The organism is Enterobacter adelaidei, assembly GCF_041937165.1.
GTDB lineage: Bacteria > Pseudomonadota > Gammaproteobacteria > Enterobacterales > Enterobacteriaceae > Enterobacter > Enterobacter adelaidei.
The window spans coordinates 2,203,313-2,221,048 of sequence record NZ_CP154353.1; the positions used below are offsets into that span (position 1 = coordinate 2,203,313).

At 56.0% G+C, this 17,736-nt stretch carries 13 protein-coding genes; 6 read left to right on the forward strand and 7 right to left on the reverse strand.

Annotated elements, in window-relative coordinates:
• The first annotated feature begins 145 nt into the window (after positions 1-145).
• Positions 146-1,837 (forward strand): methyl-accepting chemotaxis protein, encoded by a 1,692-nt coding sequence (locus tag AAHF05_RS10740; RefSeq protein ID WP_028017467.1) that lies wholly within the window; start codon positions 146-148, stop codon positions 1,835-1,837.
• A 51-nt stretch (positions 1,838-1,888) separates the two neighbouring features.
• Here AAHF05_RS10740 and AAHF05_RS10745 read toward each other — a convergent pair whose 3' ends face one another.
• The 6 genes from AAHF05_RS10745 to AAHF05_RS10770 form a co-directional block, all read right to left on the reverse strand.
• A complete protein-coding gene (locus AAHF05_RS10745) occupies positions 1,889-4,270 on the reverse strand; it encodes a glucose/quinate/shikimate family membrane-bound PQQ-dependent dehydrogenase (protein ID WP_129324989.1) in 2,382 nt (793 codons plus the stop codon).
• Between the two features lie 256 nt (positions 4,271-4,526).
• The gene (locus AAHF05_RS10750) at positions 4,527-5,450 is read right to left on the reverse strand and encodes a LysR substrate-binding domain-containing protein (protein ID WP_028017465.1); all 924 of its coding nucleotides are present in this window, start codon (positions 5,448-5,450) and stop codon (positions 4,527-4,529) included.
• Between the two features lie 180 nt (positions 5,451-5,630).
• Positions 5,631-6,515, reverse strand: coding sequence for an SDR family oxidoreductase (locus AAHF05_RS10755; protein WP_129324990.1), 885 nt, complete (start codon positions 6,513-6,515; stop codon positions 5,631-5,633).
• Between the two features lie 64 nt (positions 6,516-6,579).
• Positions 6,580-6,969, reverse strand: a complete 390-nt coding sequence (locus tag AAHF05_RS10760) for a YdeI family stress tolerance OB fold protein (RefSeq protein ID WP_049007278.1) — start codon at positions 6,967-6,969, stop codon at positions 6,580-6,582.
• A gap of 270 nt (positions 6,970-7,239) precedes the next feature.
• Positions 7,240-8,250 carry a cytochrome d ubiquinol oxidase subunit II gene (cydB, locus tag AAHF05_RS10765; protein ID WP_129324991.1) on the reverse strand — a complete coding sequence of 337 codons (1,011 nt, stop codon included), beginning with the start codon at positions 8,248-8,250 and terminating at the stop codon, positions 7,240-7,242.
• Entirely contained in the window at positions 8,250-9,653 is a 1,404-nt protein-coding gene (locus AAHF05_RS10770) for a cytochrome ubiquinol oxidase subunit I (protein WP_129324992.1), read from the reverse strand. The genes cydB and AAHF05_RS10770 overlap by 1 nt, the downstream gene beginning before the upstream one ends.
• Before the next feature lie 362 nt (positions 9,654-10,015).
• Here AAHF05_RS10770 and AAHF05_RS10775 point away from each other — a divergent pair, with 362 nt between their 5' ends.
• Complete coding sequence (locus AAHF05_RS10775) at positions 10,016-11,359, forward strand: VOC family protein (RefSeq protein WP_129324993.1); 1,344 nt, start codon at positions 10,016-10,018, stop codon at positions 11,357-11,359.
• Positions 11,360-11,402: 43 nt separating this feature from the next.
• On the forward strand, positions 11,403-12,908 hold the full coding sequence (locus AAHF05_RS10780; RefSeq protein ID WP_129324994.1) for a carboxylesterase/lipase family protein: 1,506 nt from the start codon (positions 11,403-11,405) through the stop codon (positions 12,906-12,908).
• Here AAHF05_RS10780 and AAHF05_RS10785 read toward each other — a convergent pair.
• Positions 12,895-13,737 carry a LysR family transcriptional regulator gene (locus AAHF05_RS10785; RefSeq protein WP_129324995.1) on the reverse strand — a complete coding sequence of 281 codons (843 nt, stop codon included), beginning with the start codon at positions 13,735-13,737 and terminating at the stop codon, positions 12,895-12,897. The genes AAHF05_RS10780 and AAHF05_RS10785 overlap by 14 nt on opposite strands.
• A 114-nt stretch (positions 13,738-13,851) precedes the next feature.
• Between AAHF05_RS10785 and AAHF05_RS10790 the strand changes: the two genes are divergently transcribed.
• The 3 genes from AAHF05_RS10790 (at position 13,852) to AAHF05_RS10800 (ending at position 17,703) form a co-directional block, all read left to right on the forward strand.
• Entirely contained in the window at positions 13,852-15,021 is a 1,170-nt protein-coding gene (locus tag AAHF05_RS10790; RefSeq protein ID WP_049007272.1) for a pyridoxal phosphate-dependent aminotransferase, read from the forward strand.
• 10 nt (positions 15,022-15,031) lie between these two features.
• A complete protein-coding gene (locus AAHF05_RS10795; protein WP_049007271.1) occupies positions 15,032-15,805 on the forward strand; it encodes a transporter substrate-binding domain-containing protein in 774 nt (257 codons plus the stop codon).
• 242 nt (positions 15,806-16,047) lie between these two features.
• Complete coding sequence (locus AAHF05_RS10800) at positions 16,048-17,703, forward strand: glucan biosynthesis protein D (RefSeq protein ID WP_129324996.1); 1,656 nt, start codon at positions 16,048-16,050, stop codon at positions 17,701-17,703.
• Positions 17,704-17,736: the final 33 nt, after the last annotated feature.

A 17,736-nucleotide genomic window follows, 5' to 3' on the forward strand; every position in this document is an offset into this window, starting at 1 on the left:
TTTTTCACCGCTGGCATTTCTTTAATAATCTTCTCTAAAGTGTGACCAGTGCGGCGTTTTTAGCCGTAATCTAAATCTCTGCCGTGCCGATGACTATTTAACGGGCGTGTTTTTACGCATCTTACCTATAAGAGAGTCGACGGTCATGGACAACACTACTTCGATGCAGGCGCAGCGCAAGCTGAGCTTCTTGCATCACATCAGGCTGGTTCCGCTGTTTTCCTCCATTCTCGGTGGCATTATTCTGCTTTTTGCCTTGAGCTCAGGTCTGGCGGGATATTTCCTGCTTCAGGCCGATCGCGATCAGCAGGATGTCACATCTGAAATTCAGGTGCGTATGGGGCTGTCGAACAGCTCAAACCATCTGCGAACCGCGCGTATCAATCTTATCCACGCCGGTGCGGCAAGCCGTATCGCGGAGATGGATGCCATGAAGCAGAACATCAGCGATGCGGAAACACGTATTAAGCAGTCTCAGGAGAGTTTCACCGCCTATATGAATCGCGCCGTGCGTACCGCAGAGGGCGAAGCGCTGGATGCTGACCTTAAAGCACGATATGACGCCTATATTGCGGGTATGCAGCCGATGGTGAAATTCGCCAAAAACGGTATGTTCGAAGCGATTATCAACCATGAAAACGAAACAGCGCGTCCGCTGGACGACGCTTACAACGCCGTGCTGCTGAAGGCGATTAAGATCCGTACCGACCGTGCCAATGCCCTGACGGCACAGGCGCACAGCCGCACACAGCTGGGTCTGATGTTTATGATCGGCGCGTTCGCGCTCGCACTAGTGCTGACGGCATTGACCTTTACCGTGCTGCGCCGCACGGTGATCCATCCGCTGCAGCGTGCGGCGAAACGTATCGAGAATATCGCCAAAGGCGACCTGACGATGCCGGACGATGTGGCCGGACGTAGCGAAATTGGCCGCCTGACGCGCGATCTGCAAACCATGCAGCACTCGCTTGAAAACACCGTGGGTACCGTACGTCAGGGGGCGGAGGAGATCTACCGTGGAACCAGTGAAATCTCTGCCGGTAACACCGATCTCTCTTCGCGCACTGAACAGCAGGCTGCTGCCATTGAGCAGACCGCCGCAAGCATGGAACAACTGACCGCAACGGTGAAACAGAACGCGGATAATGCTCACCATGCCAGTAAACTGGCAGAAGATGCCTCCGGTAAAGCCAGCCGTGGCGGCCAGATGGTCTCCGGGGTGGTCAAAACCATGGGTAACATCTCCAGCAGTTCGAAAAAAATCTCTGAGATTACCGCAGTGATTAACAGCATTGCCTTCCAGACCAATATCCTGGCGCTTAACGCAGCGGTAGAAGCGGCGCGGGCGGGTGAACAGGGGCGTGGGTTTGCTGTGGTAGCAAGTGAAGTACGTACCCTGGCAAGCCGCAGTGCGAATGCCGCAAAAGAGATTGAGAGCCTGATCAACGAGTCGGTCTCGCTGATCGACCAGGGTTCTGGTGAAGTTGTCGCCGCCGGCAACACCATGAATGAAATCGTGGAGGCGGTTAAACGGGTGACTGACATCATGCTGGAGATTGCCGCAGCGTCTGATGAGCAGAGTCGTGGCATTGTGCAGGTGAGTCAGGCGATTTCTGAGATGGATAAAGTAACCCAGCAGAACGCCTCGCTGGTGGAAGAAGCCTCAGCAGCCGCAGCATCTCTGGAAGAACAGGGCGCGCGTCTGACCGAGGCAGTTGGCGCGTTTCGTTTGAGCAGCGTGAAGCCAGGTCGAGTGGCTACACCAGCCTCAGTGACGAAGAGCACGCCGCTACGCCCCGCGGCGACGGTTTCCGGGGATAACTGGGAAACGTTCTGAGTTACGCCACCAGAAAAAAAAGGGACCTTTCGGTCCCTTTTTTTTCATCTGTTACTTCTTATCGGGTAAGGCATACGCGATAACGTAATCACCGCGATCCGGTGACTGACGGGCACCACCGGCGTTAATGATGATGTACTGTTTGCCGGTTTTCGGCGACACGTAGGTCATCGGGCCGGACTGGCTGCCCACCGGCAGACGGTCTTTCCAGATCTCTTTCCCGGTGGCGGTATCAAACGCGCGCAGGTAGAAGTCCTGAGTGCCGGCAAAGAACAGCAGACCAGACTGAGTAGAGAGTGACGCACCCAGTGTCGGCATACCAATTGGGATCGGCATATGCATACGAATGCCCAGCGGGCCGGTATCTTCCACCGTACCGACAGGAACCTGCCACACCAGCTTGCCGGTTTTCAGGTCAACGGCTGACATGGTGCCAAACGGCGGCTTTTGGCACGGAATGCCCAGCGGCGACAGGAAACGTTCGCGCATGGCGCCGAACGGCGTGCCGTCCATCGGTACGATACCCATCTCGATGCCGCTGGCGTTTTTCGCCACGTTAGCGCGCGGTACCATGTAGTTTGCCAGCCCCAGGCGCATATCGTTGACGAACATCAGGCTGTTGTTCGGGTCAACGGAGACGCTGCCCCAGTTCATCCCGCCGAGCGAGCCAGGGAACTGCAGGGAACGGTCGAGACCTGGCGGCGTGAAGACGCCCTGATGGCGCATCTCTTTGAACTGAATACGGCACAGCAGCAGGTCGACAGGCGTCGCCCCCCACATGTCGGACTCGGTCAGCGTCTGGTTGCCAATCATCGGCATACCAACAGAATACGGCTGGGTTGGAGAGTAGCGCTCACCTTCGACGTTACCCGCCGGGACAGGACGCTCCTCAACCTTCGCCACCGGCTTACCGGTTTCGCGGTTGAGCATGAAGATCATACCCTGCTTGCTGGTCTGCACCAGTACAGGCGTGGTACCGCCCTTACCGTCGGGCAGGTCGTACAGCAGCGGCTGGGAAGGCAGATCAAAGTCCCACAGGTCGTGGTGGGTGGTCTGGAAATGCCAGCGGACCTGACCGGTGGCTGCATCAACCGCCACGATAGATGAACTGTATTTATCATCCAGCGCGGTACGTTCACCTGCCCAGAAATCCGGGGTGGCGTTGCCGGTTGGCAGGTAGATCAGGTTCAGTTTGGCGTCGTAAGACATCGCCGACCAGACGTTCGGCGTACCGCGCGTGTAGGTCTGGCCTTCCGGCGGCAGGCCGGTCAGGTTCGGGTTACCCGGATCCCACGCCCACGCCAGTTTACCGGTGTGAACGTCATACGCGCGCACCACGCCCGGCGGTTCGCCGGTGGAGTAGTTATCCGCGACGCGACCGCCGACGACAACAACATTCCCGGCAACCAGCGGAGTAGACGTTTGCTGATAGTAGCCCGGCTTGATCTCGCCCATGCCGACGCTCAGGTCAACGGTGCCATGGTCGCCAAAGTCTTCGCATACCTTACCAGTATCCGCGTTGATGGCAATCAGGCGGGCATCAGTAGTGGGCAGGAACAGGCGGCGAGGGCACGCGGCAGGCTGTGTCTCAACCTGTGACGTTGTCACTGAAGAGCGATCTTCAAAATAGCCCAGACCACGACAACGCTGCCAGTTAGGTGCCGTGGCATTGGAATCATAGCGCCACTTCTCTTTACCTGAGTCGACATCCAGCGCCAGCACTTTACTGTATGGCGTACAGACATAGAGCGTGTCGCCAATCTGCAATGGCGTGTTTTGATCTTCCGCGCCAGAACCATTGCTCTGCGGGATATCACCCGTGTGTGCAACCCAGGCAACTTTCAGGTCACTGACATTCTGTTTGTTAATCTGATCCAGCGCGGCGAAGCGGTCGCCGCGCGTGGTGTTGCCCCAGTGCTCCCAGTTTTTTTGCTGCTCGCCGGGTGCGACGGGTTTAACCGGAACGGGCTCGTTAGCCGCCACGAGAGTTTGCGGTTTAAACATCCAGCCCAGGCTGACCAGCATAGCCACCGCAAGCACGGCTGCGATACCAAAAGCGGGAGCCTTGTTCGGTGCGTTATGGTTTGCTGCACGCAGAAAAGGCCACACGATGGCGCAGAGGAATGCCAGTACGGCAAACGTAAAGAGGCGGGAGAAGAGCGGCCAGAAATCCCAGCCCGCATCGCTTACCGCCCAGAACAGCGAGGCGATAAACGCGATGCTATAAAGCACTATCCCACTGGTGCGACTGGTAAAAATGAGGATCGCGGCAATCACCATCACCACGCCCATTATCAGGAAGTACCAACTTCCACCTACGGAGGCGAGCTTAAAGCCCAACCCGCCGACGGCCAGACCGATGAGCATCATCAGTCCGGCAAGTAGCCACTGCAGAATACGAGGTATCCCGCGCGGCGCGCTGCCAAATGCCATTTTCTGTCTCCTTTAGATCCCCCCGCCGTGCCGGAAATGTACCAGTTGGGTAATAATTGCAGAGGGAGTAATGATAAATACGAGTGAATTCGGGTTTGTAAAATGATTTGCGAACCATTTGGTGAATCCACAGGTATGATAAAACTGTTAAATTGTTTTACGCAATTGTTAATGAATAATTTCGCATTAATTGATTAGAGCACAGGACTGCCCCTCGCCCCCTTTGGGGAGAGGGGTAGAGTGAGGGGAAGGGTTTCTAGACCGGCATAGATTTGCGAATGGCGCTCAGCAGCGTCTGTGCGCCTGTGGAAAGCGGGGTATCTACCCGCGTCAGAATACCGATGGGTTCACCGGCGCCAGGCGACGTCACCGGCAGTGCGGTAAGCGTACCCTGGCGTAAATCATCTTTTACTGCGCCGGAGGGAACGAACCAGACGTAGTCATAATCCAGGGTAAGCTGGCGTGAAAGCGAGGCCGAAAGCGTTTCGATACAACCCGAAGGCAGCGAACATCCCTGCATTTTAAGCAGTGTCTCGGCAGTGTCTCGCGGGACCGTCCCTTTAGGGCAAACCACCACAGGCCACTCCATGACGCGGCTTAACGTCACGGTATCCTGCAACAGAGGGTGGTCAGGACGCACAACCAGCTTCAGTGATTCCAGGAACAACAGTTCGTAATTCAGACCACCCATCAGTTCAGGATCGGACATTCGACCGATGCCAAGATCCAACTCACCTGATTTCAGCCCCGCGAGCAGCATGGTGTTATTCATGGTGGCAACCTGAATCGTGGTATGTCTTTGCTGTTTGTGGAACTGACCGATGACCGGAGGCAGAATACCCAGTGCAGCGGTAGGCAGGGCTCCCACGCGCACAACTTCGCTGGCGTGCTCTTCTTTGCGATTGAGGGACTGGCCCGCGGTGTTGAGGGCATCAAGCACTTTTACGGCGTGCGTGAGAAATTGCTCGCCCACCAGGGTCAGTTGTGCCCCTAAACGGCCACGGTCAAAAAGACGTGTACCGGTAAGTTGTTCCAGCTCATTCAGCGTTTTCGAGAGAGCAGGCTGGCTCAGGTTAAGAGTTTCAGCCGCACGCCCCAGCGTTCCCTGTTGAGCGACGGCCACAAATGTATGCAAATGGCGCAAGCGGATGCGCTGACTGAACAGACCATTTTTTTCCATAGGCGATGTTAAAAACAGAGCGATGCGGGTGACAAGTTAAGTTGTTTAATTTTGATAACCTGATAGCAAAATATTTTTAACATTTGATCTGTTTGAGTTACAACATGTTTTTCGACGGGGCACAAAAGCGAACGTCCGTGTTCATTTATCGCGCATTCAGGAGAGGAGTAGCTAACCGGTTTAGATCACGCCGTCACCGCCGTCAGAGCACCACACCTGGCCGGACGTAAAGGAACATTCATCCGAGGCCAGCGTGACGTACAATGGCGCAATCTCGACGGGCTGGCCCGGACGCCCCAGCGGGGTGTCGCCACCGAACTCCTTCATTTTTTCCATCGGTTGCCCGCCGCTGGATTGCAGCACCGTCCAGTAAGGACCTGGGGCGACCGCGTTGACGCGAATGCCTTTTGGCCCCAGCTGTTTGGCTAATGCTTTGGTAAATACCGCCAGACAGGCTTTCGTCTGGGCATAATCCAACAGTACGGGGCTGGGCTTCACCGCCTGCACGGAGGAGGTATTAATGATAACGGATGAAGCTTTCAGGTGGCGCAGAGCGGCTTTGGTGATCCAGAAAGGGGCATACACGTTCGTTTTAAACGTCGCGTCGAATTCTTCGGTAGTCAGTTCTTCAATTGATTCCCGGAACTGCTGGCGACCGGCGTTATTCACCAGAATATCCAGCCCGCCAAGTTGGGTGGCGGCCTCATCAACCAGGTTCTGGCAGAAGGTTTCGTCCCTGATATCGCCCGGAAGCGCGACGGCAGTGCGGCCTTCAGCTTTAATCAGGTCAATAACGGCTACCGCGTCCTGCTCCTCTTCCGGCAGGTAGTTGATGGCAATATCGGCACCTTCACGGGCATAGGCAATCGCCACCGCACGTCCAATACCGGAGTCTCCGCCGGTTATCAGCGCTTTTTTGCCGGTGAGGCGTCCATGCCCTTTGTAACTGGTTTCCCCATGGTCAGGTACAGGTTGCATTTCGGATGCCAGTCCCGGCGGCGTTTGCGGCTGTTCCGGGAACGGGGGTTGCGGGTAAGCGTTCGTACGTTGTTGGGTATCGCTCATAGCTGACTCCTTAAGCCAAGGGGTGAGATTTGATGGATAACTGCAGCGTTAACGCTTCGCTGAATTATTTCTGCAAACGATCTACGCGGACGACGGCAGGGGATGATTTTTTATCAAGCGAACCGTTAATACCGATCATTTGGTCGGGTTTTACCGTTCTGCCGTCGAAGACTGTCTGGGGAATAATAACGTCGATTTTTCCGGTTTTATCCTGAAATACAAATTTATCGCCGCTACCGTCAATAAGATTACCGCGCAATGAAATTGTTGCACCATCGTGCATTTGTTTTGCCTGAGTGATTGTCATAATGCGCGCATCGTCGGTTCCGCGATATCCGCTATCCAGCGAATGAGGTGGCGGTGGGGCTTCGCCTTTTTGTAATCCGCCGTTATTATCTGCCCATGCGGTCGGAGCCAGAAATATCACTAAAGCGAAAGCGGATGATAATTTCATCTGATATCCTTCATCTTTGGGTGTATTGAATTATTAAGTATTATTGCTATTCCTTTATGGGGCAAATGTGATAAGTCCTAAAAACACGCACCTTAAAAATCGAAGGTATTCTGCTATTGGCCGCCATAATAATTGCTATACAGGTATGCGAGAAATTAAATATGCCATGATTGAACGCCATGTATATATTTCGAATATTCCTTTCGAGAAATGACAGGCGGACAGAGAAACATTCTTTTTCGCGACAACAGTCCGCCGTCATGGCGTTCCTCAGTGATAGCCTTCAGTATCCGAAACCTTGCCCCGGAAGACATAGTAGCTCCAGGCGGTGTACGCCAGGATCACCGGAATAATCAGTAATGTCCCGACCAGCATAAACAGCTGGCTGGCAGGCGGGGCTGCGGCTTCCCACAGGGTGATACGCGGCGGAATAATATTCGGCCAGAGGCTGATGCCCAGTCCGCTAAACCCGAGGAAAATAAGTCCCAGCGTCAGCAGAAAAGGGCGCGCGTGGCTGGTCGGATTGCGGGTCAGGCGCCAGATCAACACGCTGAAGATCCCGACCAGCAGAGGAACCGGCAGGAACCAGAAGAAGTTGGGTAGGGTAAACCAGCGGTCGGCCACGTACTGCCAGCCGAGCGGCGTCCAGACGCTCACCACCGCAATTACCACTATCAGCGCCAGCAGCACGTGGCGGGTCAGCTCGCGCATACGGACCTGCAACGCGCCTTCGCTTTTCATAATGAGCCAGGTTGTGCCCAGCAGCGTGTAGGCGACGACCAGACCGATGCCGCAGAAGAGGTTAAAGGGTGTGAGCCAGTTCAGCGCCGAGCCAACAAACCGCCGTCCCTCCACGTCGAAGCCGTTTATCATCGCCCCCACCACCACGCCCTGGCTGAAGGTGGCGAGCAGGGAGCCGCCAGCAAAGGAGTAGTCCCAGAACTTGCGGTGTGAGGGGGTGGCTTTGAAGCGGAACTCAAAGGCGACGCCGCGAAAAATGAGGCCGATCAGCATCGCGGTGAGGGGGATCGTCAGCGCATCAATAATGACCGCATAGGCCAGCGGAAATGCGCCGAAGAGCCCCGCGCCGCCGAGTACCAGCCAGGTCTCGTTACCGTCCCAGACGGGCGCCACGCTGTTGACCATCACATCGCGCTCTCTGGCATCGCCGACGAAGTTGAACAGCAGGCCAATGCCCAGATCGAAGCCATCCATAATGATGTACATCAGCGTGGCAAACACGATGATGGCAAACCAAATCACTGAGATATCGACACCCATCAGATTTTCTCCTCTTCCGGAACAGACTCAGCGGCAGACAGCGGACGGGCAGGCGTGCCCGAGGTGTTTGACGTCAGCGTATCGACGGGCCGAGGACCTTTCTTAATCAGCCGGATGAGATAGACATAGCCTACGCCAAACACCGACGAGTAGACGACGAAGAACGCCAGCAGGCTGATGCTCATCTGCAAGGTGCTGTGCAGCGATACCGCGTCGATGGTGCGCAGGTAGCCATAGACGACCCACGGCTGACGTCCCACTTCGGTGGTTACCCATCCGGCGAGCAGCGCCAGCAGCCCGGCAGGCCCCATGCAGAGGGCAAACCAGTGGAACGGGCGCGAGTGGTAAAGTCGATGGCGATAGCGCAGCCAGACGCTGATAAGACCAAGGGTAATCATCAGCAGTCCCATCCCGACCATCACGCGGAACGACCAGAAAACGATGGTCGAGTTTGGGCGATCTTCTTTCGGAAAGTCTTTCAGCGCCGGGACCTGCTTATCCAGGCTGTGCGTCAGGATAAGGCTGCCGAGCGCGGGGATTTCCAGACCGTATTTGGTGCGCTCCTCGTCCATATCCGGCAGGCCAAACAGCAGCAGCGGGGTAGCCTCGCCGGGAGGATTTTCCCAGTGCCCCTCAATGGCGGCAATTTTTGCCGGCTGATGCTCAAGCGTGTTCAGGCCGTGCATATCGCCCACCACCGCCTGAATGGGCGCGACCACCAGCGCCATCCACATCGCCATCGAAAACATGGTGCGAACGGCGGGGGTATCGTTACCGCGCAGCAGATGCCATGCGCCCGATGCCCCGACAAACAGAGCGCTGCTCAAAAAAGCGGCGATGGCCATATGAATAAGGCGGTAAGGGAAGGAGGGGTTAAAGACAATCGCCAGCCAGTCCTGCGGGATAACCTGCCCGTTCTCGATAGTGAAACCCTGCGGGGTATGCATCCAGCTGTTGGAGGCGAGGATCCAGAAGGTCGACATCAGCGTGCCGAGCGCCACCATGCAGGTTGAAAAGAAGTGCAGACCCGGACCGACCTTATTCCAGCCGAACATCATAACGCCAAGGAAACCGGCTTCCAGGAAGAAGGCGGTTAACACCTCATAGGTCAGGAGTGGGCCGGTAATACTGCCGGCGAACTGTGAGAAGCCGCTCCAGTTGGTGCCAAACTGATACGCCATGACCAGACCGGAAACGACGCCCATCCCGAAGTTAACGGCAAATATCTTGAGCCAGAAATGGTACAGCGATCGCCAGACGTCGTTTTTGGTGCGCAGCCACATGCCCTCCAGCACCACCAGATAGCTGGCGAGCCCGATGGTGATCGCAGGAAACAGGATGTGGAACGAGACGGTAAAAGCGAACTGAATTCTTGCTAAATGGAATGCATCAAGTGCGAACATGGTCCGTACCTCTGAAACGATGGGGCACGCGCATCGCCGGGCTGCTTTTGCTACCAGGCAAAACCGATTACGGTTTTTGATACCGGTGCCGCAATCGGCCACGGTGAGCAGGTCGGAATGCGGATCGCCGTGCCAACTTCCGCGAACCTCTTTACCTAAAGATAGAGTGTAGACCCTGTTGGCAAAATCCTCGTCTGGAGACAGTGTGAGGATAAAATAATGGTTCCGTTCGGGGTTGTTCAGGGGGCCAGTAGCACACGGTTTGACCACTGTCGTCTTAAGATCACAAATCAGAAATTCTTCCCCCAGGAAGGAACGGGTTTCTCTACACTCCAGGTAATATTCACTGGAGGCATGACATCATGGCGAACACCATCACGGCTGATGACATTCGGGAACGCTTTTCGCAGGCTATGTCGGCGATGTACCAGCAGGAAGTTCCGCAATACGGCACTTTGCTCGAACTGGTCGCAGACGTAAACCTGGCGGTTCTGGAAAATAACCCGCTATTACATGAACAACTGGCTAATGCCGATGAACTGGCGCGCCTGAACGTGGAGCGCCACGGGGCGATCCGCGTCGGCACGGCACAGGAACTATCAACCCTGCGTCGTATGTTTGCCATCATGGGCATGTACCCGGTCAGCTATTACGATCTCTCTCAGGCGGGGGTGCCGGTCCACTCCACTGCGTTTCGTCCGATAGACGATGCGGCGCTGTGCCGTAATCCGTTTCGTATCTTTACCTCGCTGCTGCGTCTTGAGCTGATTGAAAACGTTGCGCTGCGTGAACGTGCGGCGGAGATCCTGTCTCACCGGAACATCTTTACCCCACGCTGTCTGGCGCTGATCGAGCTCCATGAGTCGGAAGGGCAGTTTACTGACGCACAGGCGCACGAATTTGTGCAGGAAGCGCTGGAAACCTTCCGCTGGCATCGTCATGCGACGGTCGATCAGGAAACCTATCTGGCCCTGCACAACGAACACCGGCTGATTGCCGATGTGGTTTGCTTCCCGGGCTGCCACATTAACCACCTCACGCCGCGTACCCTGGATATCGACCGGGTGCAGGAGCTGATGCCGAAGTACGGTATCGAACCTAAAATTCTGATCGAAGGCCCTCCTCGTCGAGAGGTTCCCGTCTTATTGCGCCAGACCAGCTTTAAGGCGCTGGAAGAACCAGTGCTGTTTGCCGGTGAACATAAAGGCACCCACACCGCGCGCTTTGGTGAGATTGAACAGCGCGGCGTAGCTCTGACCCCGAAAGGTCGTGAACTGTACGATAGCCTGCTCGCACAGGCCGGTACCGGTAAAGATAACCTGACCCACCAGTTGCATTTGCGGGAGATCTTTAACGCTTTCCCGGACAGCGAAATGCTAATGCGTCGTCAGGAGCTGGCCTATTTCCGCTATCGTCTGACGCCTGCGGGGGAAGCGCATCGCCACGCGTTTCGTCCCGGAGACGATCCGCAGCCGCTGATCGAACGTGGGTGGGTGGTCGCTCAGCCGATTACCTACGAAGATTTCCTGCCGGTCAGCGCCGCCGGGATATTTCAGTCCAATCTCGGGAACGAAACCCAGGCGCGCAGCCACGGAAATGCCAGCCGCGATGCCTTTGAAGCGGCGCTGGGCTGCCCGGTGTATGACGAGTTTACGCTCTATCAGGAGGCTGAAGTACGAAGCAAACAGCGTTGCGGTTTGCTCTGAAACCGTTACTCTGCTGGGGTGTGATGGAAAATATAAGGTTGTTATGCAAAATCCTTCCGCCCCTGTGGTTGAAACGCGCTGCGGCGCACTGTCTGGTTTAACCGATGAAAATGTCCATGTCTGGTGCGGTATTCCCTACGCCGCACCGCCCGTGGGCGAGTGGCGCTGGCGTTCCCCGCGGCAGCCTGAACCGTGGGATGGACTTCGCGAAGCCACCACCTTTTCGGCCTCAAGCTGGCAAAGCAGCGAGTATTGTCAGGAGCTAGGCGGCGGCGATCCGGGCCAGTTTTCTGAAGATTGTCTCTATCTCAACGTCTGGTCTCCCAAAGAGCGCGCGGAATCGCTTCCGGTGATGGTCTGGTTGCACGGCGGCGGGTTTACCATTGGTGCCGGGGGCCTGCCGCCCTATAACGGCAAAGCGCTGGCAATGCGCGGTGTGGTTGTAGTCACGATCAACTATCGCCTCGGTCATCTTGGCTTCTTTGCCCATCCTGCACTGGAGGGTGAAGAAGATCGCGTTGTGCATAATTTTGCCCTGCTGGACCAGATCGCCGCGCTCGAATGGGTGCGGGATAACATTGCTGCGTTTGGCGGCGACCCTGCTAACGTGACCCTGTTTGGCGAATCCGCTGGCGCGCGCAGCGTGCTTTCGCTGCTGGCCTCGCCATTGGCAGAAGGATTGTTCCATAAGGCGATTGTACAAAGCGGTTACACCTTACCTGACACGCCGCGCGAGCAGGCACTGCAGAAGGGGGAAGCGCTGGCCGCCCATTTTGGCCTGGAGAATGCGACAGCCGAGGAGCTACGCGCTATTCCGCCCGACGCGTTCTGGCCATTAACCGCACCGCTGAACATTGCCCCGGCACCCATCGTCGGGGATTGCGTGCTGCCGGAAGCGATGCTCGATGTCTTCTTCGCCGCCCGACAGCATCCTGTGCCGGTGATGATTGGTTCAAACAGCGATGAAGCCAGCGTGATGGCGGTGTTTGGTATCGATCTTGCCGGGCAAATCCAGAAACTGCGCCGCGAACGTCGCTTTGGTCTGGGGTTGATTAAGCTGCTCTATCCTGGCGTCAAAGGTGACGAAGAGCTGGGCCGACAGGTGTGCCGCGATATGGCGTTCACCACGATGGGCTACGTAGTGATGCAGGCTCAACAGCGTATCGGCGGATTGTGCTGGCGTTACTGGTTCGACTATGTCGCGGAAGCAGAACATGACACCTATATCAACGGTGCCTGGCACGGCAATGAAGTTCCCTATGTGTTCGATACGCTTGGTCAGGTAGAACCGTCGCGTCAGTATGTTAATGCACGCGATCTCCAGTTTGCTGCCCAGGTGGCCGATTACTGGGTAAGTTTCGCGCGTGACGCCGGGCGTCGCGACATCCTGCCTGGGCCCACGCACTGGCCAGCATGTCGCAAAGGGAGGGACGTTCTGTTACGTATTGGATTGAATAAACATGCAGGTTTCAGGCTTGAAAACCGCTTTATGCGTGCGCGCATGGGTCTCTTCAGGCGGGTGATGAAGCATCACGTCAGCCTCGACTAAGCAAACAAGCGCGAAACGCCGCCAGCCCATTTTCTTCGCCAGGCGTTTCGCGCAGCACCAGGCGGTAGCTCGCGCCGGTTTTTATACTTGCCTCATAGGGCCGCGTTAGCCTTCCGGCACGGACATCTTCTTCTACCAACGTTTCGTCGGCAATGGCGATGCCCAGCCCTTGAATGGCCGCCGTAATGGCGAGATCCATCGTATCGAAGTGTTGATTTTTGTGCATAACAAAGCCCGGACCTTCCTGTTTTGCCAGCCACAATGACCAGTCTGTCTTATCTCTTGTCGGGTGAAGAAATGTCAACGAACCCAGTGCGGCGCTCGCGCGCATAGGGCTAAGCACCGGGGTTAACGCCTCTTCAAACAGCAGGTCGCCGGCACTCATATGCGTGCCGAACACGATGGCCGCGTCGTAAGATTCGGTTTTGAAATTCACGTTGTGATCGGTGGTGGTGGTCAACGCAATTTGCAGATCCGGCTGTTCACGCTCCACCTCCAGCAGGCGGGGGACCAGCCAGCGCATGGCGCAGGTGGGGGCTTTTAAGCGGATGACGGTTTGCTGGCTGCGGGCCCGGTCGGCCACCGTCAGCAATTGCTCGAAAGACGATTGCAGTTCAGGCAACAGGGCGCTTCCCTGCGGTGACAGCCGCAGCCCACGCGCATGACGCTCAAATAGCGGAAAGCCAAACCACGCTTCAAGGGAAGCGATCTTGCGGCTCACTGCCCCCTGTGTCAGGCAAAGCTCAGCGGCGGCGTGGGTGAGGTTCAGGTGACGCGCGGTGACTAAAAATGCGTCGATGGCATTGAGCGGGAGCGAACGGCGCGACATATAAACACCTCAGCTATGCATTTTTCTCATGGCTATTATGACAACAATTCGATTGTCCCGACAACTCACTTGTTGTTTGAATAGTTATGCAATGTCCATGAGAAGGGAAAGAGGATGACTTTACGAACGCCGGTGCAAACACGCTCTAAACTGCCTGATGTGGGTACCACCATTTTTACCGTTATCGGCCAGCTCTCGGCGCAGCATAACGCGATTAACCTTTCTCAGGGCGCACCGAATTTTTCCTGCGACCCGAAGCTGATTGCGGGCGTCACCCGCGCAATGGAGGCAGGGCACAACCAGTACGCTGCGATGACCGGTCTGCAGCCGCTCAAAGAACGCATTGCCGATAAAATTGCCACCCTCTACGGCACGCAGTATGACCCAGGTAGCGAGGTGCTGGTCACCGCCAGCGCCAGCGAAGGGCTTTATTCGGCAATCAGCGGGCTGGTGCACCCGGGCGATGAGGTGATCTACTTTGAACCGTCATTTGACAGCTATGCGCCAATTGTCCGCCTACAGGGGGCAACCCCGGTCGCCATCAAACTCACGGTGCCGGATTTTGCCGTCAACTGGGATGAAGTGCGTGCCGCGATCACCCCGCGTACGCGTATGATTATCATCAATACGCCGCACAACCCGAGCGGTCAGGTTTTCTCAGCCAACGACCTGCAGCAGCTGGCGGCGCTGACGCGCAATACCGATATCATTATTTTGTCTGACGAAGTGTACGAACACGTTGTTTTTGATGGTGAACCGCACCACGGGATGGCCACCCACCCGCAGCTGGCGGAGCGTAGCGTGATTATCTCATCTTTCGGAAAAACCTATCACGTTACCGGGTGGCGTGTGGGTTACTGTGTTGCCCCGGCGGTACTGATGGACGAGATTTGTAAAGTCCATCAATTTTTAATGTTTTCTGCCGATACGCCAATGCAGCATGCCTTTGCTGAGCATATGGTTGATCCGCAAACCTGGCTGTCGCTGTCGGCGTTTTACCAGCGTAAGCGCGATCTGCTGCAAAGTCTGCTTGAGGATTCGCCGTTTACCCTGTTGCCGAGTGCCGGGTCGTTCTTCATGCTGGCGGACTACAGCCAGTTTAGCGATGAGCGCGATAGCGAGCTGGTGAAACGGCTGATCGTTGAGTACGGTGTTGCCACCATTCCGCTGTCGGCGTTTTATGCGGACGGTACGGATAATAAATTGATTCGTCTCTCTTTTGCGAAAGATGAGGCGACGTTACGGGCAGGTGCCCAGGCCCTGTGTCGGGTTAAACCACGCTGAGGAGTATTGGATGAAATTACGCGCGTTAGTTGTCGGCATGGGATTGCTGTGTACTTTTTCTTCCTTCGCGGCTACCGAGCTGCGTTACGGTCTGGAAGCGGAATATCCGCCGTTTGAGAGCCGTAATGCGGCGGGCGAACTGGAAGGGTTTGACGTTGAACTGGGGAATGCCATTTGTAAAGCCGCAGCGCTGAAGTGCACCTGGGTTGAAACCTCGTTTGATGCGTTGATTCCGGGGCTGGTGGCGAAGAAATTCGACGCGATCAACTCGGCGATGAATATCACCGAACAGCGCCGCAAGAGTATTGATTTTACCCAACCGATCTACCGTATTCCGTCGCAGCTGGTCGGTAAGGCCGGAACGGCGGTAGAGGCGACTCCCGAAGGGCTGAAGGGAAAAACCATCGGTGTGCTGCAGGGATCCATTCAGGAAACCTATGCGAAAGAGCACTGGGAAAAGCAGGGTGTCACCGTGGTGTCTTATAAAGATCAGAATATGGCCTGGGGCGATCTGCTGAATGGTCGGATCGACGCCTCGCTGGTCATGTCAGCGGCCGGGCAGGCAGGTTTCCTCAGCAAGCCGCAGGGGAAAGGGTTTGGCTTCATCGGCAAACCGGTGTCTGACGACACTATCCTCGGCAGTGGGATCGGTTTTGGGTTGCGTAAAGGTGACGAGGCCACCAAAAAGCAACTTGATGCCGCGATTGATAAAGTACGTGCCGACGGCACGATCGCTAAACTCGCTGATAAGTACTTCCCGGGTATCGATGTCAGCGTAAAATAACCGCCTCATTGGCCCCGGCGAACGATGTCGCGCCGGGGCATTTTTCTACACATTCTCCAGGCTTTCTTTACACCACTTTCGGGCCGTTCTGGTCGACAGAAAATATTTCACACTTTGTTCATATAATCACCGGCCAACAATTGGATTCTTAACCATTTTTGTTTAGGCTGTGCGTTCTTTCTTGCCGTCATTTCGCCGAGCGCGAAACACATTCACACGACCATAAGGACGTTTTTCCAGGCATGAATCGCAGACGTTTTCTAAAAGGCTCGCTGGCAGTGGCAGCCCTGAGCGGCACATCTGGCCTTGCTTCTCTGTTTTCCAAAGCGGCATACGCTGCTGACTCTGACATTGCTGACGGCCAGAGCCGTCGTTTTGATTTCTCCGTACTGCAATCCATGGCGCATGACCTGGCGAAAACCCCGTGGGGTGGTGCGCCGCGCCCGCTGCCGGACACGCTGGCCACCATGACGCCGCAGGCGTACAACGCCATCCGCTACGATGAAAAGCAGTCTCTGTGGAATAACATTGAAGGGCGTCAACTGGACGTGCAGTTCTTCCATATGGGAATGGGTTTCCGTCGCCGCGTGCGGATGTTCTCGCTCGACCAGTCTACTTCTATGGCGCGCGAGATCCACTTCCGTCCGGAGCTGTTCAGCTATGGTGAAACGGGTGTGGATACCAAACAGCTGGAAGGGCAAAGCGATCTCGGCTTTGCGGGCTTCCGTGCGTTTAAAGCCCCTGAACTGGCGCGTCGCGATATCGTCTCTTTCCTCGGTGCGAGCTATTTCCGTGCGGTTGATGACACCTACCAGTACGGTCTTTCCGCACGTGGCCTGGCGGTAGATACCTTTACCGACACACCGGAAGAGTTTCCGGATTTCACCTCGTTCTGGTTTGAAACCGTCAAACCTGGTGACACCACTTTTACCGTTTATACGCTGCTGGACAGCCCAAGCATCACTGGTGCTTATAAATTCTTGATCCACTGCGAGAAGAGCCAGGTGATTATGGAGGTGGAAAACCACCTCTATGCGCGTAAAGACATTAAGCAACTCGGCATCGCGCCGATGACCAGCATGTTCAGCTGCGGTAATAACGAACGCCGCATGTGTGACACCATTCACCCGCAAATTCATGACTCCGACCGCCTGGCCATGTGGCGCGGCAACGGGGAGTGGATCTGTCGTCCGCTGAACAACCCGCAGAAGCTGCAGTTCAATGCCTATATGGACAAAAACCCGAAAGGGTTCGGCCTGCTGCAACTTGATCGCGATTTCTCGCACTATCAGGACGTGATGGGCTGGTATAACAAACGCCCAAGCCTGTGGGTTGAGCCACGCAATGACTGGGGCAAAGGCTCAGTTGGCCTGATGGAGATCCCGACCACGGGTGAAACGCTGGATAACGTGGTTTGTTTCTGGCAGCCAGAAAAAGCGGTCAAAGCGGGCGACGAGCTGGACTTCAAATATCGCCTCTACTGGAGCGCCATGCCGCCAGTGCGTTCTCCGCTGGCAACGGTCTTCGCGACCCGCACCGGTATGGGGGGCTTCCCGGAAGGGTGGGCACCCGGCGAAAATTACCCGAAAGTGTGGGCCCGTCGCTTCGCTATCGACTTTGTCGGTGGCGACCTGAAAGCGGCTGCACCAAAAGGCATCGAGCCGGTCATTACGCTCTCCAGCGGTGAAGCGAAGCGGGTTGAGATCCTTTACGTTGAACCGTTTGACGGCTATCGCATTCTGTTTGACTGGTATCCAACATCGGATTCGACCGAACCAGTGGACATGCGTTTGTTCCTGCGCTGCCAGGGGGATGCCATCAGTGAAACCTGGCTGTATCAGTATTTCCCGCCAGCACCGGATAAACGTCAGTACGTTGATGACAGGGTAATGCGTTAATCGAGTTGAACTGCGCCTGGTAAGCGTAACGCT

Excerpts from the sequence above, each read along its gene's own strand:
- AAHF05_RS10755 (WP_129324990.1), bottom strand. The coding sequence starts at position 6,515 with ATGAGCGATACCCAACAACGTACGAACGCTTACCCGCAACCCCCGTTC.
- AAHF05_RS10780 (WP_129324994.1), top strand. The coding sequence starts at position 11,403 with ATGCAAAATCCTTCCGCCCCTGTGGTTGAAACGCGCTGCGGCGCACTG.
- AAHF05_RS10800 (WP_129324996.1), top strand. The coding sequence starts at position 16,048 with ATGAATCGCAGACGTTTTCTAAAAGGCTCGCTGGCAGTGGCAGCCCTG.
- AAHF05_RS10770 (WP_129324992.1), bottom strand. The coding sequence starts at position 9,653 with ATGTTCGCACTTGATGCATTCCATTTAGCAAGAATTCAGTTCGCTTTT.
- AAHF05_RS10745 (WP_129324989.1), bottom strand. The coding sequence starts at position 4,270 with ATGGCATTTGGCAGCGCGCCGCGCGGGATACCTCGTATTCTGCAGTGG.
- AAHF05_RS10750 (WP_028017465.1), bottom strand. The coding sequence starts at position 5,450 with ATGGAAAAAAATGGTCTGTTCAGTCAGCGCATCCGCTTGCGCCATTTG.
- AAHF05_RS10775 (WP_129324993.1), top strand. The coding sequence starts at position 10,016 with ATGGCGAACACCATCACGGCTGATGACATTCGGGAACGCTTTTCGCAG.
- AAHF05_RS10740 (WP_028017467.1), top strand. The coding sequence starts at position 146 with ATGGACAACACTACTTCGATGCAGGCGCAGCGCAAGCTGAGCTTCTTG.
- AAHF05_RS10795 (WP_049007271.1), top strand. The coding sequence starts at position 15,032 with ATGAAATTACGCGCGTTAGTTGTCGGCATGGGATTGCTGTGTACTTTT.
- AAHF05_RS10790 (WP_049007272.1), top strand. The coding sequence starts at position 13,852 with ATGACTTTACGAACGCCGGTGCAAACACGCTCTAAACTGCCTGATGTG.
- AAHF05_RS10785 (WP_129324995.1), bottom strand. The coding sequence starts at position 13,737 with ATGTCGCGCCGTTCGCTCCCGCTCAATGCCATCGACGCATTTTTAGTC.
- cydB (WP_129324991.1), bottom strand. The coding sequence starts at position 8,250 with ATGGGTGTCGATATCTCAGTGATTTGGTTTGCCATCATCGTGTTTGCC.
- AAHF05_RS10760 (WP_049007278.1), bottom strand. The coding sequence starts at position 6,969 with ATGAAATTATCATCCGCTTTCGCTTTAGTGATATTTCTGGCTCCGACC.